Origin of the sequence: Nonomuraea aurantiaca (assembly GCF_020215705.1) — a bacterium.
GTDB lineage: Bacteria > Actinomycetota > Actinomycetes > Streptosporangiales > Streptosporangiaceae > Nonomuraea > Nonomuraea aurantiaca.
The window spans coordinates 105032-124178 of sequence record NZ_JAIWNB010000023.1 but is presented as its reverse complement, the minus strand read 5'-3'; the positions used below and the strand labels follow the sequence as shown (position 1 = coordinate 124178).

The 19147-nt window shown below is 69.5% G+C and carries 19 protein-coding genes; 13 read left to right on the top strand and 6 right to left on the bottom strand.

The genetic code is table 11. The features are described 5' to 3' along the window. Positions 1-167: 167 nt before the first annotated feature. The 4 genes from LDL49_RS40475 to LDL49_RS40460 form a co-directional block, all read right to left on the bottom strand. The gene (locus tag LDL49_RS40475; protein WP_225299728.1) at positions 168-2144 is read right to left on the bottom strand and encodes a bifunctional copper resistance protein CopD/cytochrome c oxidase assembly protein; all 1977 of its coding nucleotides are present in this window, start codon (positions 2142-2144) and stop codon (positions 168-170) included. After that, complete coding sequence (locus tag LDL49_RS40470) at positions 2141-2770, bottom strand: copper resistance CopC family protein (RefSeq protein ID WP_225299726.1); 630 nt, start codon at positions 2768-2770, stop codon at positions 2141-2143. Before LDL49_RS40470 ends, LDL49_RS40475 begins: the two co-directional genes overlap by 4 nt. 44 nt (positions 2771-2814) lie before the next feature. Continuing rightward, on the bottom strand, positions 2815-4098 hold the full coding sequence (locus LDL49_RS40465) for a helix-turn-helix domain-containing protein (RefSeq protein ID WP_225299724.1): 1284 nt from the start codon (positions 4096-4098) through the stop codon (positions 2815-2817). Positions 4099-4320: 222 nt separating this feature from the next. After that, a complete protein-coding gene (locus tag LDL49_RS40460) occupies positions 4321-5805 on the bottom strand; it encodes a PucR family transcriptional regulator (protein WP_225299722.1) in 1485 nt (494 codons plus the stop codon). Positions 5806-5898: 93 nt separating this feature from the next. Here LDL49_RS40460 and LDL49_RS40455 point away from each other — a divergent pair, with 93 nt between their 5' ends. The 3 genes from LDL49_RS40455 (at position 5899) to LDL49_RS40445 (ending at position 9801) form a co-directional block, all read left to right on the top strand. After that, positions 5899-8115 (top strand): xanthine dehydrogenase family protein molybdopterin-binding subunit, encoded by a 2217-nt coding sequence (locus tag LDL49_RS40455; RefSeq protein ID WP_225299721.1) that lies wholly within the window; start codon positions 5899-5901, stop codon positions 8113-8115. Next, on the top strand, positions 8099-8329 hold the full coding sequence (locus LDL49_RS40450) for an EF-hand domain-containing protein (protein WP_225299719.1): 231 nt from the start codon (positions 8099-8101) through the stop codon (positions 8327-8329). Before LDL49_RS40455 ends, LDL49_RS40450 begins: the two co-directional genes overlap by 17 nt. An 86-nt stretch (positions 8330-8415) precedes the next feature. Beyond that, positions 8416-9801: an NCS2 family permease gene (locus LDL49_RS40445; RefSeq protein ID WP_225299717.1), complete on the top strand. Its 1386-nt coding sequence runs from the start codon at positions 8416-8418 to the stop codon at positions 9799-9801. Positions 9802-9845: 44 nt separating this feature from the next. On the opposite strand, the gene LDL49_RS40440 is transcribed toward LDL49_RS40445, so the two are convergent. Next, complete coding sequence (locus LDL49_RS40440; protein WP_225299716.1) at positions 9846-10826, bottom strand: excalibur calcium-binding domain-containing protein; 981 nt, start codon at positions 10824-10826, stop codon at positions 9846-9848. Between the two features lie 198 nt (positions 10827-11024). Between LDL49_RS40440 and ald the strand changes: the two genes are divergently transcribed. Then, complete coding sequence (ald, locus tag LDL49_RS40435; RefSeq protein ID WP_225299715.1) at positions 11025-12146, top strand: alanine dehydrogenase; 1122 nt, start codon at positions 11025-11027, stop codon at positions 12144-12146. A 32-nt stretch (positions 12147-12178) separates the two neighbouring features. On the opposite strand, the gene LDL49_RS40430 is transcribed toward ald, so the two are convergent. Then, the gene (locus LDL49_RS40430; RefSeq protein WP_225299713.1) at positions 12179-12760 is read right to left on the bottom strand and encodes a DinB family protein; all 582 of its coding nucleotides are present in this window, start codon (positions 12758-12760) and stop codon (positions 12179-12181) included. 106 nt (positions 12761-12866) lie between these two features. Between LDL49_RS40430 and LDL49_RS40425 the strand changes: the two genes are divergently transcribed. From LDL49_RS40425 to LDL49_RS40385, 9 genes are all read left to right on the top strand, one after another. Further along, on the top strand, positions 12867-13421 hold the full coding sequence (locus tag LDL49_RS40425; RefSeq protein ID WP_225299711.1) for a cysteine hydrolase family protein: 555 nt from the start codon (positions 12867-12869) through the stop codon (positions 13419-13421). A gap of 62 nt (positions 13422-13483) precedes the next feature. Next, positions 13484-13681 carry a hypothetical protein gene (locus tag LDL49_RS40420; protein WP_225299709.1) on the top strand — a complete coding sequence of 66 codons (198 nt, stop codon included), beginning with the start codon at positions 13484-13486 and terminating at the stop codon, positions 13679-13681. A gap of 187 nt (positions 13682-13868) precedes the next feature. Next, positions 13869-14699 carry a helix-turn-helix transcriptional regulator gene (locus LDL49_RS40415; RefSeq protein WP_225299707.1) on the top strand — a complete coding sequence of 277 codons (831 nt, stop codon included), beginning with the start codon at positions 13869-13871 and terminating at the stop codon, positions 14697-14699. Between the two features lie 44 nt (positions 14700-14743). Continuing rightward, entirely contained in the window at positions 14744-15706 is a 963-nt protein-coding gene (locus LDL49_RS40410) for a quinone oxidoreductase family protein (protein ID WP_225299705.1), read from the top strand. A 320-nt stretch (positions 15707-16026) separates the two neighbouring features. Continuing rightward, complete coding sequence (locus LDL49_RS40405; protein WP_225299704.1) at positions 16027-16353, top strand: PadR family transcriptional regulator; 327 nt, start codon at positions 16027-16029, stop codon at positions 16351-16353. Beyond that, on the top strand, positions 16350-16706 hold the full coding sequence (locus LDL49_RS40400) for a DUF1048 domain-containing protein (protein ID WP_225299702.1): 357 nt from the start codon (positions 16350-16352) through the stop codon (positions 16704-16706). The genes LDL49_RS40405 and LDL49_RS40400 overlap by 4 nt, the downstream gene beginning before the upstream one ends. A 1-nt stretch (position 16707) precedes the next feature. Next, positions 16708-17034, top strand: coding sequence for a DUF1048 domain-containing protein (locus LDL49_RS40395; protein ID WP_225299700.1), 327 nt, complete (start codon positions 16708-16710; stop codon positions 17032-17034). A 479-nt stretch (positions 17035-17513) separates the two neighbouring features. After that, on the top strand, positions 17514-18284 hold the full coding sequence (locus tag LDL49_RS40390; RefSeq protein WP_225299698.1) for an ABC transporter ATP-binding protein: 771 nt from the start codon (positions 17514-17516) through the stop codon (positions 18282-18284). A gap of 9 nt (positions 18285-18293) precedes the next feature. Next, positions 18294-19055, top strand: a complete 762-nt coding sequence (locus LDL49_RS40385; protein ID WP_225299696.1) for an ABC transporter permease — start codon at positions 18294-18296, stop codon at positions 19053-19055. Positions 19056-19147: the final 92 nt, after the last annotated feature.

Here is a 19147-nt window from a genome sequence, read left to right as displayed (position 1 = left end):
TGGGGCACGCACCGGCCCCCATACCGATGTCCCCATGCGCGTGCGCGCAATTCCCCCCTCGGGCTTTACGCACACAGCTCATGAGGTTATGCCCGTCTCCCCTGCGAGCAAGGCTACCCGGCGGTTCGGTTACGCGCAGATGAGGATAGAAGGCCGTGGCCGGACGGCTACTCGGCCCTGTCACTTCTGTTGAGCTTGGCGAGGTAGGCGTTGTAGGAGGCGAGTTCGGGGTCGCCCGCGCCGGCGCGATCGGCCTTGCGGTCCGCCCGCCGCGCCTGCCGCTCGTCGTCCTGGTACCACTGCATGGCGATCGCCAGCAGCACCATCAGGGTCGGGATCTCGCCGAACCCCCACGCGATCGCGCCGCCGTTCTGCTGCTCCTCCAGCAGTGGGCCGCCCCACGTACGGCCGAGCTGGTCGTACCAGCCGGAGGCCAGCACGGTGCCGGTCATCATCAGCGCGACGCCGAAGAACGCGTGGAAGGGCATCGTGACGAAGAGGACCAGCAGCTTGCCCACGTACGGCAGGCGGTGCGGAGCCGGGTCGACCCCGATGATCGTCCAGAAGAACAGCGAGCCGCTGAGCAGGAAGTGCAGGGTCATGAAGATGTGCCCGAGATGCTCCTCCATCGCCGACTCGAACAGCGGCGTGAAGTACAGCGCGTACGTCGAGGCGATGAAGATGGCCGTCGCGATGGCCGGATGGCCGACGACCTTGACGAAACCGCTGTGCAGGATCGTCGTCAGCCACTCGCGCGGCCCCCGGTCGCCGCGCTTGGCGGCCGGCTTGAGCGCGCGCAACGCCAGCGTGACGGGACCGCCGAGGACCAGGAGGATGGGCACGACCATGGAGAGCGTCATGTGCTCGACCATGTGCACGTCGAACATGACCTTGGCGTAGCGGGCCACACCGCTCTGGGTGGCCACGACCAGCAGCGCCACCCCGCCGAACCAGGCGGCGGTGCGGCCCCACGACCAGCTGTCACCGCGCCGCATCAGCCTGATGACCCCGGCGGCGTAGAGGCCGCCCAGGACGGCGGCGACCACCGCGAAGAACAGGTCGAGCCACCACAGCGAGGCCAGGTTGCCGATCGTGATCGGCGGCGGCATCGGGAACCCGAGCAGGTCGAACGCCCGGTCGGCGGGCACGCTGACCGGCGGCGGCGCGGTGCGCGAGAGCACGACGGCCAGGCCCATGGTGGCGGCCATGAGCAGCAGCTCACCGCAGGCCAGCCGGGTGAACGCGCCGTGGCGGCCCGCGCCGATCCCGGCCAGGGTGCGCTGCCGGTGCCACCAGCCCACGTAGCCGAGCAGGACGAACGCGATGATCTTCGCCACGATCAGCACGCCGTACGCCGACGTCCAGAGGTCGGAGACCGAGGTCAGCCGGGCGAGCACGCTGAACACCCCGGACGCGCCGACCCCGATGTAGCACCACAGGGCGAGCCTGGAGAACCTGGCCGCGGCGATCTCCAGCTGCGGCAGCTTCCGTACGGCGTGCAGGGCCACCACGGCGAGGCCGCCCACCCACAGCGACAGCGTGAGCAGGTGCAGCGCCAGCCCCGAGGTGGCCAGGTCGTGGTTGGGCGAGGAGGAGGAGTGACCGGTGAGCGCGGGCGGCAGCAGCGTGGCCAGCGCGAGCACCAGCAGGCCGGCCGCGGCCCCGGCGGTGATGGCACCCCGCGAGAACAGCGCGATGGCCACCCCGAACAGCACCACGAGCGTGAGCGCGATGCCCTGGCCGAACTGGGTGGCGAAGCCGGTCAGGTAGTTGGACTCGAAGATCTCGGTGACCGGGCGGGCGAAGAAGTCGGCCGCCCCGAACATGATCGCGGCGAACGCGGCGGCGGCCCAGGACAGCGCGCTCCAGGAGGCGGCCTTGACGTAGCCGAGCGCGGTCTTGCCCAGCAGGCCCTTGTCGTTGGGCAGCAGGAGGGCGGCGGCCAGCAGGAGGCCGATGGTGACCACGCCCGCCGCGTCCATCCACAGCTTGGAGACCGGCAGGCCCCATCGGGTGATCGGCCCGGCGTCGGGCAGGCCGGCGATGATCCGGGGGAACGCCGCGCCGCCGGCGACCATGGCGATCACCAGGGCGACGAGCGCCGCCCCGACCGCCGCGAGCGCGAGACGCGCGGCCCTGGTCATGGCTTCTTCTCGTCTGTACGCGACTCTGTACGCGGGCCGGTCGGCTGCTTCTTCCGCGCGCTGAGCAGGAAGCCGATGCCGACACCGACGAGGCCGCCGACCACGACGATCAACCACACGGGGAACGACGTCGAGGCGGCCCCCGCCTGCTCGGCCGGCGCGGACGAAGCCGGAGTCTGGGCCTGGGCCTGGGCTGCCGGAGCCTCCGTGACCGGTGCCTGCGAGCTTGGCGACGGGGCGCTCGCGGAGGGCGACGGCGAGGGCGCTCCCTTGACCGTGAACGGGATCTCGCCCTCGATCGGGTGACCGTCGGAGGACACGACGCGGTAGGCGATCGTGTATTTCCCGTCGGGCAGCGCGCCCTTGAGCTCCTGCGTCACCACCTTGCCGTCGGCGCGGGGATCGCCGCTCTGGTGGGCGGTGCCGCCGGCGCCGCGGACGACCACGACCGGGATGCGCACGCCGGAGGTGAATTCGAGCTTGACTTCGTCGACGGACTCGACGGTGGCGCCCTTGGCCGGGTCGCTGCTCTTGAGAGCGTCGTGGGCCAGGGCCGGTCCGGCGGTGCCCAGCAGGACCAGGGCGGCGAGGAACGCGGTGAGAGCCGCGAACGGGGATCTCTTCATGTCATCCCCAAGGCTACCGACGTCGCCGCCCGGTCCTGACTTCGCTACAGGCCCGCGCAGGCCAGCGCGCGCTGGTATGCCTTCACGGCGCTGTCGGCGTCGCCCAGCTGCTCCATGGTCTCGGCGGCGGCGTACCAGGTGGCGGCGACGCTGCGGGAGTCCGGCAGCGGGTCGATCCACTGGCGCACGGCGTCGAGCTCGTTGGTGGCCTCGCCGAACCTGCCCAGGCCGCCGTAGGTGCGGCTGAGCACGAGGCGCAGCTCGGCGTCGAGCGTCCTGGCGGCCTCGGGCAGCAGCTCCGTGCCGGATCGCGCGTATCTGATGGCCTGCTCGTAGTTGCCGTCCAGGATCTCGGCGCGGGCCAGCTCCACCAGGCAGCTCGCCCGGTCGGCGGCACTGGCGGAGGACTGGGCCAGCTCGTGGTCGGCCTTGATGAGCAGCTGGCGGGCCTCCTTGGCCGCCGTCGGCCTGGCTCTGAGCATCAGCGCCGCGTACGCCTGGCGCATCCTGGCGAGGTTGCGCGGCTGGCCGGTCTCGGACTGGACGGCGAGGGCGCGCTCGGCGAAGCCGAGGGCCTCCTCACCGTGCCCGGTGCTCTCGGCCACGATGGCGGCGTTCCAGCAGGCGGCGACCATGGAACGCGGCGTGCCGAGCAGGTCGGCGGCGTTCAGCAGTTCGGCGGCGAACTGGCGGGCGCGCAGGAGGTCGCCGCGCTTCAAGTAGACGTTCAGCAGGGTCGCGCCGAGCTCGATGATCAGGTCGGACCACGCCGGCCGGCTCGCCCCGCCCAGGACCCTCTCGCCGATGCCGACGGCCTCGGTGAGCCTGTCGCTCCTCATATAGAGGCGGCACAGCGCGATGGAGACCTCGATGCGGCGGTCGGGTGAGATGTCCTCCTCGCTCAACCGGTCGAGGAGGGCGATGGCGCCGCTGTGGTCGCCGCAGGCCTCGGTGGCCAGGGCGAGCCCGAATTCGGTGTCTTGACGGAGAGACGTCAGACCTGTCAGGTTATTGTTCGCCATCAGCTCGGCGAAGCGGGTGCGGGCCTCGGTGACCTCACCGTTCTCCAGGGCCAGCCGCGCGTAGCCGAGTGCGAGCTCGATGTCCTCCATCTGCTCTGCGGTCACGCCGTTGACCAAGTAGGACAACGAGCAGTCCAGCTTCTGGGCCAGCAGTTCCAGGACGGCAGGAGTCGGGGTACGCTTGCCACTCTCGATCAAGGAGACGTAGCTGTCCGAGAGTTCGGGATGCGCGAGTTGGGCCTGAGACAGGCCACGCTGTCGCCGAACGGTCTTAATACGGAGTCCGACCAGGTCAGATGTGGTCACAGTCGCCGCTCCTTGAGATGATGACAAACGCACAACCCATACAGGCGAGGGAGCCCTAGATGCGCATGCGTCTTATCCTGTCAGCACTGATTGCGACTGTTTTGGTCGCAGCCACCAATGTTACGACCGCGGAGGCCGATGCGTCGCCCAGCATCGCGTTTGATGTCATTGCGTGCTGCTAGTTCCTTGTAGTTACGCCGCCTGAACCGCCCTCCAGCTCGCTCAGCGCGCCCGGAGTGCCAGAAAGAAATCGACCCGATCCGTCATCGTCGACAGGTCGCGGCCGGTCAGCTCCTCCACCCTCCTGATCCGGTAACGAACCGTGTTGACGTGCACGTGCAGACGCTCCGCGCACGCGTTCCACGAGCCGGCGCAGTCGAGGAACGTGCCAAGTGTTCGCACCAGCTCTGACTGGTGCCGCCCGTCATAGTCGAGTAGCGGCGTCAGCAGCCGATCGGCGAAGGAGCGACGCACATCGCCGGGGGCGGTGGCCAGCAACAGGGCGTGCGTGTAGATCTCATCGCTGGTCACCACCCCGCCGCCGCGCGCCTCCGCCAGCCGCCGGGCGTGCCCGGCCTCCTCGACCCCGCCCTTCACGGCCGCCGCGCCGGTGAGCGCACCGCTCAGGCCGACGCAGATCCGGGTGCCGGGCAGCGCGGACAGCACCTCCGCCCCGGCGCTCAGCCGCTCGGCCACCTCGCTCACCGTCGTCGTGCCCCGCAGCGGCACCAATCCCACCGCACCGTCCACCCGTCCCGCGGCGATGATCTCGCGGTCCAGCAGCTCCTCCACGACCTGCCCGCCCAACGTCGCCGCGTCCGGAGCACCCGGCCCGTCCGCCGTGAGAACGGTGGCGTTCACGATCGCGTACGGCTCGGCGGCGTCGAGCCCGCAGGTGCGGAGCCTGGCGTCCAGCTCGGCCGGGCCGGCCTCGGCCAGCGCGGCCGTGACGAGCTGCTCGGCCAGCCGCCGTTCGACCCGCCGCCCCTCCTCCATCCGGCTGTGCTCGACCGCGACGCAGGCCGCCAGCTCGTAGCCGAGGTCGGGCCGGTCCAGCAGGTCGCCGTCGCAGGCCAGCGCCCAGCCCGCGGCCCGGTGGCCGCGCCCGACGCCGAAGATCGTGTGCTCGCCGACGCGGCAGGGCAGCCGGGCCGCCGTCAGGTACGCGCGGGCCAGCCGTACCGGATCCTCGGCGGAGCCCACGATCACCCGGCCGGAGGCGGAGACGACGGCGCCCGTGACGCCCAGCTCCGCCGCCGTCAGCGCGAACAGCTCGGGCAGCGCGGCGCCCTCGGACACGGCGGTGAGCAGCCTGCGGTGGCGGCCGAGCGCGTCGCGCGCGTCACCGGACAGGCGGGGCACGACGAGCTCCGCGAGGGTACGGAAGGAGACCTCGGTGGGCACCTCGACGAGCGTCAGCCCGGCCGCCGCGCACGCCTCCACGAGGTCCTCGGGAACGTGGCCGAGCCACGCCTGGCCCGCGCCGAGCGCGGCCACCCCGGCCTCGGTCAGCGCGGCGACGAAACGGGCCGCGTCGCCCGGCGCGGTGCGCCACATCATCCCCGTGAGCACCAGCTCGCCGCCCGACAGGTAGCGCCCCGGGTCGGGCAGGTCGGTGATGTGCACGCCGGTGAACTCCCTGGCCGGGTCGCCGGTCAGGAGCCTGAGGCGCAGCTCGCCGATGGCCAGCAGATCACTGATGCGCACTTGGAGGAATATACAAGTCGGCTCGTCAAGCTCTGACCGGGATTTAACGTCACACGCATAGGACCGCCGCCACGCTGGTGCTCTACTCGGAGAATGACCGAAACGTCGAGCGAGACGCGGCGCCTCGAGTCCATGGGCGTGGGCGAGAGCGCGCGGCGGCCGGACGCCACGCTGAAGGTGACGGGTGAGTTCGCCTACGCCTCCGACCTGTGGCTCGACGGCATGGCGTGGGGCGTGACGCTGCGCAGCCCGCACGTCTCGGCGTGGATCCGCTCGATCGACGTGGGGCCCGCGCTGGCGATGCCGGGGGTGTTCACGGTGCTGACGCACGAGGACGTGCCCGGCGAGAAGTTCTACGGCCTGGAGCTGAAGGACCAGCCGGTGCTGGCCATCGACCAGGTCCGCTACCAGGGCGAGCCGGTCGCGCTGGTGGCCGCCGACCATCCGGAGACCGCGCGCAGGGCCGCGGCGGCGATCGTGGTGGACTACGAGCCCCGTCCCGCCGTGACAGACCCCCGCGAATCGCGAAATTTCGTACGACATCAGCCGGTGCGGGTGGGCGACACCTTCGAAGCGGACGTCGTCGTGTCGGCCGAGTACGAGGTCGGCATGCAGGACCAGGCCTTCCTCGGCCCCGAGTCCGGCCTGGCCGTCCCCGCCGAGGACGGCGGCGTGGACCTGTACATCGCCACCCAGTGGCTGCACGTGGACCGCGACCAGCTCGCCCCCTGCCTCGGGCTGCCGCCGGAGAAGGTACGGCTGACGCTGTCGGGCGTCGGCGGCGCTTTCGGCGCCCGCGAGGACCTGTCGATGCAGGCGCACGCCTGCATGCTGGCGCTCCGGCTGAACCGTCCCGTAAAGATCGTCTACAACCGCGAGGAGTCGTTCTACGGCCACGTACACCGCCACCCCGCGTGGATGCGCTACGAGCACGGCGCCACCCGTGACGGCCGGCTCGTCTACGTCAAGGCCGACATCCTGCTCGACGGCGGCGCGTACTGCTCCTCCTCCCCCGCCGTCGTCGGCAACGCCGCTTCGCTCGGCGCCGGCCCGTACGAGGTGCCGAACGTCCGGATCGACGCCACCGGCGTCTACACCAACAACCCGCCGTGCGGGGCGATGCGCGGGTTCGGCGCGGTGCAGGCGTGCTACGCGTACGAGTCGCAGATGGACCTCCTGGCCGAGGCGTGCGGCCTGTCGCCGGTCGAGATCCGGGTGCGCAACGCGGTGTCGCAGGGTTCGTCCCTGGTCACAGGCCAGATCATCGACTCGCCCGCGCCGCTGGCCGGCATGCTCCGCGAGCTCGCCGCGATGCCCCTCCCGCCCTCCCGGGAGCCCGATCTGCGCGCGCTGCCGGGCGGCGTCTCGCAGACCACCCACGGCGAGTCCGTACGGCGCGGCGTCGGGTACGGCGTGGGCATCAAGAACATCTGCTTCTCCGAAGGCTTCGACGACTACTCGACGGCCCGGGTCCGGGCCGAGCTGATCGGCGGCGAGCCGCACGTCACCGTGCACACCGCGGCGGCCGAGGTCGGCCAGGGCCTGGTCACGATCCAGTCCCAGATCGCCAGGACCGAGCTGGGCGTCGAGAACGTGACCGTGGCGACGGCCGACACCACGGTGGGCTCGGCGGGCTCGTCGTCGGCCTCGCGGCAGTCGTACGTCACCGGCGGGGCGGTGAAGGCGGCCTGCGAGGCCGTACGGGCGCGCTTCGAGGGGCTGCCGGCCAGGGAGGCGCTGGAGAAGTACGGGGCGATCGAGGAGACGCGGGAGTATCGGCACCGGCCCACGTTCCCGCTGAACCCCGAGACCGGGCAGGGTGACTCGCACACCCAACTCGCCCTGTGCGTGCACCGGGCCGTGGTGGACGTGGACGTCGAGCTGGGCCTGGTCAAGGTGGTCGAGCTGGCGGCCGTACAGGATGTGGGGCGGATCATGAACCCGCAGGCGCTGGAGGGCCAGATCCACGGCGGCTCGGCGCAGGGGCTCGGGCTGGCGCTGATGGAGGAGATCCAGATGCGTGACGGGCGGCTGCTGAACCCGTCGTTCACCGACTACCTGATTCCCACCATTCTCGACATGCCGCCGATGGCGCTGAAGATCCTTGAAAATCCCGACCCCGCCGCCCCGTACGGCCTGCGTGGCGCGGGCGAGCCGCCCACGCTCTCGTCCACGCCGGCCATCGCGGCGGCGGTGCGGGCGGCGACCGGACGGCGGTTGACGCGCGTTCCCATCAGACCGGAAGATATCGCCTTGTTTAATAGGGGGATTGACCACGACGGGGAGGCATCGGATGACCAGCGCACGTGACGCGGCCAAGGCGGAGTTCGAGCGGTTCGACACCGACGGTGACGGCCTGCTGTCGATCAGCGAGATCAGGCAGGTCAACGCGGCCCTCGGCGGCCACGGCGTCACCGACGCGGAGATCAGCGCGTTCATCGACGCCATCGACAAGGACGGCGACGGCCGGATCGGCCTGGAGGAGTTCGTCGGCCTGGTGGGCGGCGGCAAGCACGAGGCGTGATCGGCGCCTTGCGGGGCCGGCTGGAGGGATGATCACGCACCCGGCCGGGTAGGGCACCCGGCACTCCCCCTTGATCGCGAGGGGGGATGGCCGTGCTCGACAGGTTCTTCGAGCTCTCCGGCCGGTCGACGACGGCCGGGCGCGAGGTGCGCGGCGGGATCACCACGTTCATGGCGATGGCCTACATCATCCTGCTCAACCCGATCATCCTGGCCGGCGCCCGTGACATCACCGGCGCCAGGCTCTCGATCGTCCAGCTCACCACCTCGACCGCCTTGGCGGCGGCCGTCTCGACGCTGCTCATGGCGTTCATCGGCAACGCGCCGTTCGGGCTGGCGGCCGGGCTCGGCCTGAACGCGGTGGTGGCCTACCAGGCCGCGCCCCACATGACGTGGGCCCAGGCGATGGGCCTGGTCGTCCTCGAAGGGCTCGCGATCGTCATCCTGGCCGTGACGGGCCTGCGTACCCTGATCATGAACGCGATCCCGCTGGCGCTCAAGCACGCGATCAGCGTGGGGATCGGGCTGTTCATCGCGCTGATCGGCCTGGTCGACGCGGGCTTCGTGGCGGCGGGCTCCGGCACGCCCGTGCAACTCGGCGCGACCGGGCACCTGGCGGGCTGGCCGGTCACGGTGTTCTGTATCGGGCTGCTCCTGATGATCGTCCTGTACGTACGCAGGACCCCGGCGGCCATCCTCATCAGCATCGCGGTCACTACCGTCCTGGCCGTGGTGGTGAACTCACTGGCCACCATCGACCCCAGGACCTGGGGCGTGGTGACCCCCCGGGTGCCGAAGTCGCTGGTGGCGGCGCCCGACTTCGGGCTGGTGGGACGTTTCGACCTGTTCGGCGGGTTCGTGAGCGCGGGGGCACTGACGGCGGCCGTGGTGCTGTTCACGCTGGTGCTGTCCGGGTTCTTCGACGCGATGGGCACGATCATCGGCGTCAGCGACGAGGCCGGGCTGGTGGACGAGCGGGGGCGGGTGCCGCGGCTGGGCGCGATCCTGACCGTGGACGGCGTCGCAGGCATGATCGGCGGGGCGACCAGCTCGTCGGCCAACACCGTCTTCGTCGAGTCGGCCGCCGGCGTGGGCGAGGGGGCCAGGACCGGGCTGGCCAGCGTGGTGACCGGGGCGCTGCTGGGCCTGGCCCTGCTGTTCACGCCGCTGGCCGGGATGGTGCCCGCGGCCGCGGCGGCGCCCGCGCTGGTGCTGGTCGGGGCGCTGATGATGACGCAGAGCAGGAACGTGCCCTGGGAGGACCTGGAGCTGGCCGTGCCCGCGTTCCTGACGATCGCGCTGATGCCGTTCACGTACTCGATCACGAACGGGGTGGGGGCCGGGGTGATCTCGTACACGTTGATCAAGGCGGCCCGGGGGAAGTTCGCCGAGATTCCGTGGCTGCTGTGGGTGGTCTCGGCGATCTTCCTGGCCTACTTCGGGATCACCGCGCTGGAGGAGCTGTTCGGGTAGCCGCTCGCCGTTCGGGGCTTTTGGGGCGGCTTGTTGGTCGGCTGTCAGCGGATGTCTGCGGTGTTGCAGGCCACGTTGTTCTTGTCGAGGTCGGGGTACCAGGCGTATTCAGGGTGGACGCCCTTGGTGTACGGGCCGTCGCCGGCGGCGACGGCCTCCTTGCAGCCCGCGTAGTGAGGGTCGAGGCGTCTCTGGTTGACCCCGGTGGAAGGGGTGGAACGGCCGACCGGGTCGGTGGCGGCCGAGGTCGGCGCTCCCGCGTTGGGCACGCCCGTCGTGCCGGTAGTGCCGGTGGGGGCTTGGTCCGTGGTCGGCGCTCCGCCGGTGGGTGCTCCGCCTGTCGGCGCCCCACCCGTAGGCGCCCCCGCGGTCGGGGCGGCATCGGTCGGCGCTCCACCGGTCGGTGCTCCGCTGGTCGGTGCTCCGCTGGTCGGTGCTCCGGGGCTCGGTGAGGAGCCGAGCAGGCTCGCGGCCAGGGCCTCTGCCTGGGCCTGGTCGAAGCCGACGATGCTCAGGCTGTCGCCGTCCATGGGCTGCGTGACGATCGGTGCCGCCAGGACGGTCTTGGGCACCAGGACGACCGCCACCTGCCGCTGGTTGGTCACCAGCTCGTCGATGAGGTCCGACACCTTCTGCTTGAACGCGGGCGCGATCGCGATGCGCACCGAATAGGTGCCGTCCTTCTCGCGTACCGCCTCGATCCGCTGCACGGCGTTGACCGTGACCCCGTCCTCCAGCAGGTAACAGGTCGTCTGCTCCTTGTCCAGCACGGCCGTGACACCCGGGCACGGCGCCGGCTTGGTCTCCCTGACCGGCGCGAAGTGGATCGGGGTCGCCAGCCGCTGCGGCGGGACGCCCCCCAGGATCGGCGCGTCGGGGCTTCTGGTCATCAGGACGGCGACCGTGCCCAGGACGCCGGAGATGAGCACGACGACCACCAGCGAGACGATCAACACGATGGTGGTGAATCTGCTGGCCTTGGGCTCTCCGGGCTCCGCGGGCGGCGGCTCTTCCGGCTTCTCCATCGTTGGCGACCCCATCCTGACGTTCGGGCTGCGGGTGAGCCTATCGAGGACCGGCTGTAGCGGGGTAATCAGCTGACTAATCCTCATCGTCCAGCAAGAAGTGGGGAAGATGGGAGAAAGAGCTGCAGATTGTCGACGGATCCACCAGGCAGTCGAGAAGAAGATGCAGCCGTGACTCTCCACGCTCAAGGAGTCTCGATGAAGGTCGGCGTTCCCCGCGAGGTCAAGGACAACGAACACCGCGTCGCGCTCACCCCCGCGGGCGTCCACGAGCTGGTACGGCACGGCCACCAGGTCCACGTCGAGCACGACGCGGGCCTCGGCTCGTCGATCCCCGACGCCGACTTCGCGGCGGCCGGTGCCCTCATACTCGACCAGGTCGACGACGTCTGGGCCGAGAGCAACCTGGTGCTGAAGGTGAAGGAGCCGGTCGCCGAGGAATACCACCGGATGCGCAAGGGCCAGATCCTGTTCACCTACCTCCACCTGGCCGCCTCCCGGGCCTGCACCAAGGCGATGCTCGACTCGGGTGTCACCGGGATCGCCTACGAGACCGTACAGACGCCGAACGGCGCCCTCCCGCTGCTCGCCCCCATGTCGGAGGTCGCGGGACGGCTGGCCCCGCAGGTCGGCGCGTACCACCTGATGCGCTCGCAGGGCGGCAGGGGCGTGCTGATGGGCGGCGTGTCAGGCGTGCGCGCGGCCCACGTCGTGGTGATCGGCGCGGGCGTGTCGGGCATGAACGCCGCCGCCATCGCGCTCGGCATGCAGGCCGAGGTGCTCCTCCTCGACAAGAACATCGACAAACTGCGCCAGGCCGACATGATCTACCAGGGCCACTGCCAGACGGTCGCCTCCAACACCCTGGAGATCGAGAGCGCCGTACGCGAGGCCGACCTGGTCATCGGCGCGGTCCTGGTGCCCGGCGCGAAGGCGCCCAAGCTGGTGACCAACGAGCTCGTCAGCCGCATGAAGCCCGGCTCCGTGCTGGTCGACATCTCGATCGACCAGGGCGGCTGCTTCGAGGACTCCCGCCCCACCACGCACGCGGAGCCGACGTACCAGGTGCACGACTCGATCTTCTACTGCGTGGCCAACATGCCGGGCGCGGTCCCGTACACCTCGACGTTCGCCCTGACGAACGTCACGCTCCCGTACGCCCTGGCCATCGCCGACCGGGGCTGGGCACCGGCCATGCGCCAGGACCGGGCGCTCGCGCTGGGGCTGAGCACGCACGAGGGCCGCCTGACCAGCCGGCCGGTGGCAGAGGCCCACGGGTTCGAATGGACGCCGTTGGAAGACGTACTGACCCGAGCATGACCCTGGTCACGTCGTCGCCGCCCGCGCGGCGATCACTGACCTATGCGTCCGTCGATCCGCTCGCGCAGCAGGTCGGCGTGACCCATGTGGCGGGCGTACTCCCAGATCATTCCCATCATCGCCTCGCGCAGCGACATCAACCCGCCACCGCTGCCATGCAGATTCTCGGCATCGTCGGCGGTGATGTCGAGGCTGGGCGCCTCGGCCACGAACCGCTCGGCGAAGTCCACCTCCGCGCGCCATGCCTCCCACGCCTCCGCCACCACCTGAGGGTCGGCGACGGCGCCGTCGAAATCACCGTCCCGGTCGGTCTCGGAAGTGAACAGCTTGGGGACGTCCTGTCCGGCCATCAGCACCCGGAACGTCCCACGCTCCACCTCGGCCAGGTGTCGCACCAGGCCCAGGAGCGACATCGTCGACGGCTCGACGGAACGCCGCGCCATGGCCTCCGCGTCAAGATCCGCGCATTTCATCTCCAAGGTGAGGCGTGCGCAGCGCAGGTTCTCGATCAGCGTGGTGCGCTCGTCGCCCAACGTCGGCCCGTGCTCACGCGGGTCGTCGTCGGATGGCCTGCCGTCCGCGGTGAACATGTCGGCTCGTCGTGTCGTTGCCATGGCCGCCATCTTCGGCGACGCGCCTGGCAGCCGACAACTGAATAACGATCCCTAGACTCATGGTCGACAAGTCCGGCGACTCGCCGCGACTCACGAAAGGACGACAGTGGCCAAGACCGCTCTCCTGGTGATGGATGTCCAACGGGTCATCGTGGACCGCTACCCGGACCCCGCCTACCTGCCGCGCCTGCGCGAGGCGATCGCCGCCGCCCGGGCCGCCGGCCTTCCGGTGATCTACGCGGCCGTCGGGTTCCGCGCCGGATCTCCGGAGATCAGCCCCCGCAACAAGATGTTCGGCGCGATCGCCCGTATGGGGGGAGTCGCCGGAAACGAGCAGGCCATGGAGATCCATCCGGACGTGGCACCGGAACCTGGCGACGTCGTCGTCACGAAGAAGCGGGTCAGCGCCTTCGCCGGCAGCGACCTCGACATGGTCCTGCGGGCGGGCGACATCGATCACCTGGTCCTCACCGGCATCGCCACGAGCGGCGTCGTGCTGTCCACCCTGCGTCAGGCGGCCGACCTGGACTTCCAACTCACCGTACTGTCCGACGCCTGCCTCGACTCCGACCCCGAGGTGCACCGGGTGCTCGTGGAGAAGGTGTTCCCCGGCCAGGCGGACGTCACCACCGTGGCCGACTGGGTGGCGGCGACCAAGTGATCCAAGACTCCTTGCTTCGCTGACACCTGTTTTCCTGACACCCCGACGGGTACGCCGGGGTGATGCACGAGCCCAAGGCAGAGCGGATCCGACGACGCGCCGAGCACCTGCTGCCCGAGGAGCAGGCAGCAGGGAGCGACGACAACGAGAAGCAGGCGGCAAGCATCCTCGCCGACTCCGACGCCCGCGAGGAGTACGCGGAACCAACACCCGATCTGCGGATCGACCACCGCACGTCCGAGGAGACGGTGGATCCCTAGCCGGCCGCCGGCCGGGCCGCCATGACGGCCTCGCGGATGAGCGCGTCGTCCTCGTGCAGCGGGCGGCCCATCCTGAGGAGCATGGGCACGATCACCTTGCGGTAGACGAGGGTCTCGCCGCGAGGTCTCGCCTTGCTCGGACGATCGCAAGTCGGAGGCCGATTCCGCTGTCGCCTATGGTGTTTTTGTGACTGCCAGTCCAAGCCGCCGTGACCAGCTCAAAGAATTCCTGCGTGCCAAGCGGGAAGCCCTCTCCCCCGCCGACGCCGGCATGCCCGCCGGAGGGCGCCGCCGTACTCCAGGACTGCGCCGGGAAGAGGTGGCGGTGCTCGCCGGGGTGGGGGTGTCCTGGTACACCTGGTTGGAGCAGGGACGCGACATCAAGGTCTCCGATGCCGTGCTGGACGCGGTCGCCCGCGTGCTGAAGCTCGACGAGGCGGAGCGGGCGCACCTGTACGTACTCGCCGGGCTGAATCCCCCGGACCCCGCAGGTCGACCTGGCGCACCGGTGAGCGAGCAGTTGCGCGCGGTGCTGGACGCATGGATGCCCAATCCGGCGCACGTACTGGATCGGCACTACAACCTGGTCGCGATGAACGACGCGGCCAGCTGGGTGTTCGGCTTCGACGACGATGTCCGGAACTGCATGGTGGCGTTCTTCACCCACCCGATCTACCGCGGCAGGTTCACCGAGTGGCACGAGTTCGCCCCGGACATGGTGGCCGACTTCCGTGCCAGTGCGGCCCGCTATCACGACGATCCGGTCTTCGGGCAGATCGCCGACGAGCTGTGCGACGCCAGTGCGGAGTTCGCCGAGCTGTGGGCCCGGCCGGATGTACGCTCCCGCTCCCAGGGGATCAAGGCGATCACCCACCCCGAAGCCGGGAACCTCACCTTCGAGTACTCGCTGTTCCGGCTGCCGGACCGTACGGACCTGAACGTGGTGCTGCACACGCCGCATCCCGACACCGACACCAAGGAGAAGGTGGAAAGCCTGGTGGTGGCACACCCAGGATGAGCTGACACTGCCGTGCCGAAAGCCGTTCCAGCACGATGGACGGCATGAAGGCAATCACGATTCCCGAATTCGGCAGCGCTGACGTCCTCCGCCTCGACGAGGTCGAGCTCCCCGAGCCCGGGCCGGGGCAGGTCTCCATCGACGTGGCGTACGCGGGCGCCAACTTCGCCGAGATCCTCTACCGGCAGGGCGTGGTGGACGTACCGCTGCCCTTCGTGCCCGGCATCGAGGTGTCCGGCCGCGTGCGGGCGCTCGGCCCCGGCGTCGAGGGGCTGCGCGTGGGCCAGTCGGTCGCCGCGCTGACGATCGTCGACAGCGGCGGCTACGCGGAGGTGGTGACCACCTCCGCCGACCTGGTGGCCCCGTTGGACGGCTACGACCTGGGGCTGGGCATCGCGGCGGCGCTGCCCTCCAACAGCACCACCGCGTTCCTCGTACTCGACCGGGTAGCGCGCATCGAACCGGGGGAAAGCGTGCTCGTGCACGCCGCCGCCGGCGGCGTGGGCAGTCAGCTCGGCCAGGCCGCCCGGTCGCTGGGCGCGGGCCGCGTGGTGGGCACCGTGGGCAGCTCCGCCAAGATCGAGACGGCCAAGGCGTTCGGCTACGACGAGGTCGTCCTGCGCGAGCAGGTGGCCGAGGCCGGTCGGTTCGACGTCGTGGTGGACATGGTCGGCGGTACGGCACGACGGGCCAGCCTGGACCTGCTCGCGCCGATGGGCCGGATGGTGGTGATGGGCAACGCCTCCGGCGCCGAGGACGTCGGGATCTCGGCCGACGAGCTGTGGTTCACCAACAAGACGGTCTCCGGGTTCAACCTGGCCGCGTTCTCCGCGGCTTTCCCCGCGGAGGCAGGCCGGGCGCTGAATCGGGCTGTCGCGGCGGCCGCGAGCGGGGAGCTTCGGGTGCAGGTCGAGTCGCTACGGCTGGAGCAGGCCGCGCAGGCGCACCGCCGCATCGAGTCCGGCCGTACGACCGGCAAGCTCGTGCTCGAAGTCGAACGAATCTGACGTTCGCCAGGGACAGACCCGCTGCCCATTGTCCAGGAACAGCGCCTGCGGACCGTCCTCGAAGCGGAGCAGCTGCGCTTCACGGGCGACCCGAACGGGCGGCGGACGCGGGTGCTCGCCGACCTGGACGACCAGGCCTTCAACGAGACCTGGATCGCCGCTGTCGAAAGGGCCCAGCAGCAGCAGACCCTCGCATCCGCCGCCGGAAACGCTGTTGATCGTTTCCGGTCACAGCACTCTTGGCGCGTTCTCTACTCTGTGCTACTTTGTAGTGGTACTCGGTACTACAAAGTACCAAGAGCGCTCGAAGAGGACCCACGATGGACGACCTGACGGAGATGCTGAAGGGCACGCTTGAGGGCTGCGTGCTGGAAATCATCGACAGCGAGGAGACCTACGGGTACGCCATCACGCGCCGGCTGAACGAACTCGGCTTCGCCGACGTCGTCGAGGGGACGGTTTACACCATCCTGCTGCGGCTGGAGAAGAACGGGCTGGTCCAGGTGACGAAACGACCGTCCGGGGTGGGCCCGCCGCGCAAGTTCTATGCGCTCAACGGCAAGGGGCGTCAAGAACTCGCGACGTTCTGGATGAAATGGGAGTACATCACATCACGGATCGACAAGCTCAAGGAGGGCGGGAGATGAGCTTCTGGGAGACCATGACGGGCAGCGATCTCACCAGGGAATGGAAGGCGTTCGAAGTTCGGGCCCAGGCATTGCCGGCCGACCACCGGGCGGCGTGGGAAGAGATCAAGGGTCATCTTTTTCCCTACGGGGACTTCACCGGGCGAAACCTGATGCCGATTCTCGACAATGTCCTGGGGCTGCTCGAAGAGACAGCGGCCGATGGGCGGAGCGTTCACGAGGTGCTGGGTGACGACATCGGGGGCTTCTGCGCCGCGCTGGCCGGCGGAGAAGGGGCTCGGACCTTTCACGGCCGGTGGCGCGAGCAGTTGAACAGGAACGTCGCCAGGAAATTGGGCCGGCTAGGAGGCTGACGTGGGCATCCAAGACATCATCGAGGGCAAGAAGCAGTGGCGGGCGCACATGGCGCGGGTCAAGGCGCTTCCGCCGGACTACCAGATCGTCTACAAGGAGATTCAGAGGTACCTCTTCAAGGTTGGGCCGATCGACTTGCTTGACGGGTCCCTGCTCTCAGGGATCGTCGATTTCTTCGAAGAGGGCGTCGCGGCCGGCAAGGGAGTCCTGGAGCTCATCGGCGACGACGTCGCCGCCTTCTGCGACGACCTGATCAAGGACTCGCGCACCTACGCGGACGTCTATCAGGAGTCCATCAGAGGGGGATCCGGCACGGCCGAGAAGTAACACCCGTCGACCCGAACTCCAGCACCTCGACGATCTGAATCGAGCCCGCCGGCCACCGCGGGACGGATGACGTCCTCGACCGTCTCGGTCGGTGCCTCGGTCATCTTGAATCTGAGCTCCAGCCCTGTCACCAGCGCGGCCCGATCGACATCTCCACCGGCGGCGGCGAGCTCCGCGTCCGCGCGATCGGCGCTTGCGGCGCTTGCGGCGCTTGCGGCGCTTGCGGCGCTTGCGGCGCTTGCGGCGCTTGCGGCGCCATCCACGAACTCCGGTGGATAACCCGAATCGGCGAGGCCGCCGGCGACCTCGCCACCTCCCACACGGCGATCAACGCGCCCCAGCGATAGCCGCAGTCCTTCAGGCCGCCGGAAAGGCGGACAGCCTGCGGGCGATGCCGGAAGATCCCGCCGACCTGGTCGAGAACACCATCGATCGCGCCACGGCGACCAGCCGTGCCCGAACAGAGAACGGATATCCGAATGACAGCCAATAAGGTCCGCGGGCCTGTGATCCACGTGCAGGGCCTGGAGAAGTCGTACAAGGAACTGCGGGTGCTGCGCGGGGTGGACTTCGAGGTGGCGCGGGGCAGCATCTTCGCGCTGCTCGGCTCCAACGGCGCGGGCAAGACCACGGTGGTGAAGATCCTGTCCACGCTGCTCAAGGCCGACGCGGGCACGGCCAGTGTCAACGGCTTAGACGTCGCCACGCAGGCCGCGGAGGTGCGGGAGTCGATCAGCCTCACCGGACAGTTCGCCGCCGTCGACGAGATCCTCAGCGGGCGGGAGAACCTGGTGCTGGTCGCCCGGCTGCGGCACCTCAAGGATCCGGGCACGATCGCCGATGACCTGCTGGCGCGCTTCTCGCTGACGGACGCGGGCGCGCGGAAGGTGTCGACGTATTCCGGTGGCATGCGCCGCCGCCTCGACATCGCGATGAGCCTCATCGGCGATCCGCCGGTCATCTTCCTCGACGAACCGACCACCGGGCTGGACCCCCAGGCCCGCCTCGAGGTGTGGCAGGCCGTCAAGGAACTCGCCGCTCAGGGTACGACGGTTCTGCTCACGACGCAGTATCTGGACGAGGCCGAGCAACTCGCCGACCGGATCGCGATCCTCCACGAAGGCCGGATCATCGTCAACGGCACCCTGGCCGAGCTCAAGCAACTGCTCCCGCCCGCCAAGGTCGAATACGTCGAGAAGCAGCCGACCCTCGAGGACGTCTTTCTCACCCTCGTCGGCACGAAGGCATAAGGACAAACGATGAGCAAGCACTTCTTCACCGACACCACCGTCCTGCTGGGACGCTCCCTGCGCCACATCACGCGCAGCCCGGACACCATCATCACCACCGCGATCATGCCGATCGCCATGATGTTGATGTTCGTCTACGTGTTCGGCGGCGCGATCAGAACAGGATCGGAGCCGTATGTGAACTACATGCTGCCCGGCATCCTCCTCATCACGGTCGCCTCAGGCATCGCCTACACCGCGTACCGGCTGTTCATGGACATGCGGGGCGGCATCTTCGAACGCTTCCAGTCCATGCCGACCGCCCGGTCGTCGGTGCTGTGGGCGCACGTGCTGACCTCGCTGGTCGCCAACCTGATCTCGCTCGTGGTCGTGACGCTCGTGGCCCTGCTCATGGGCTTCCGCTCGGGGGCGGGAGTGGCGGCGTGGCTGTCGGTGGCGGGCCTCCTGATCCTGTTCACCCTGGCGTTGACCTGGATCGCCGTCATCCCTGGCCTGTCGGCCAAGACGATGGAAGGCGCGAGCGCGTTCTCCTACCCGCTCATCTTCCTGCCCTTCCTCAGCTCGGCCTTCGTGCCCACCGACACCATGCCCGGCCCGCTGCGCGTCTTCGCCGAAAACCAGCCGGTGACCTCCATCGTCAACGCCATCCGCGCCCTGTTCACCGAGCAGCCGGTCGGCACGGACATCTGGATCGCCCTGGCCTGGTGCGTCGGCATCCTCATCGTGGCCTACGCCTTCGCCATGAACACCTACCGCCGCAAGATCTCCTAGGCGTACCGATCGGGCGCGTCTTGAGCGGGGCAGATCGCGGCGCAGTCCCTCCGAACAAGCACAGCACTCCCTCGGCTCGTCTCGCGCAGCCG

Excerpts from the sequence above, each read along its gene's own strand:
- LDL49_RS40455 (WP_225299721.1), top strand. The coding sequence starts at position 5,899 with ATGACCGAAACGTCGAGCGAGACGCGGCGCCTCGAGTCCATGGGCGTG.
- LDL49_RS40405 (WP_225299704.1), top strand. The coding sequence starts at position 16,027 with ATGGACGACCTGACGGAGATGCTGAAGGGCACGCTTGAGGGCTGCGTG.
- LDL49_RS40400 (WP_225299702.1), top strand. The coding sequence starts at position 16,350 with ATGAGCTTCTGGGAGACCATGACGGGCAGCGATCTCACCAGGGAATGG.
- LDL49_RS40470 (WP_225299726.1), bottom strand. The coding sequence starts at position 2,770 with ATGAAGAGATCCCCGTTCGCGGCTCTCACCGCGTTCCTCGCCGCCCTG.
- LDL49_RS40475 (WP_225299728.1), bottom strand. The coding sequence starts at position 2,144 with ATGACCAGGGCCGCGCGTCTCGCGCTCGCGGCGGTCGGGGCGGCGCTC.
- LDL49_RS40440 (WP_225299716.1), bottom strand. The coding sequence starts at position 10,826 with ATGGAGAAGCCGGAAGAGCCGCCGCCCGCGGAGCCCGGAGAGCCCAAG.
- LDL49_RS40445 (WP_225299717.1), top strand. The coding sequence starts at position 8,416 with ATGGCCGTGCTCGACAGGTTCTTCGAGCTCTCCGGCCGGTCGACGACG.
- LDL49_RS40410 (WP_225299705.1), top strand. The coding sequence starts at position 14,744 with ATGAAGGCAATCACGATTCCCGAATTCGGCAGCGCTGACGTCCTCCGC.
- LDL49_RS40390 (WP_225299698.1), top strand. The coding sequence starts at position 17,514 with ATGACAGCCAATAAGGTCCGCGGGCCTGTGATCCACGTGCAGGGCCTG.
- LDL49_RS40385 (WP_225299696.1), top strand. The coding sequence starts at position 18,294 with ATGAGCAAGCACTTCTTCACCGACACCACCGTCCTGCTGGGACGCTCC.
- LDL49_RS40430 (WP_225299713.1), bottom strand. The coding sequence starts at position 12,760 with ATGGCAACGACACGACGAGCCGACATGTTCACCGCGGACGGCAGGCCA.
- ald (WP_225299715.1), top strand. The coding sequence starts at position 11,025 with ATGAAGGTCGGCGTTCCCCGCGAGGTCAAGGACAACGAACACCGCGTC.
- LDL49_RS40420 (WP_225299709.1), top strand. The coding sequence starts at position 13,484 with ATGCACGAGCCCAAGGCAGAGCGGATCCGACGACGCGCCGAGCACCTG.
- LDL49_RS40450 (WP_225299719.1), top strand. The coding sequence starts at position 8,099 with ATGACCAGCGCACGTGACGCGGCCAAGGCGGAGTTCGAGCGGTTCGAC.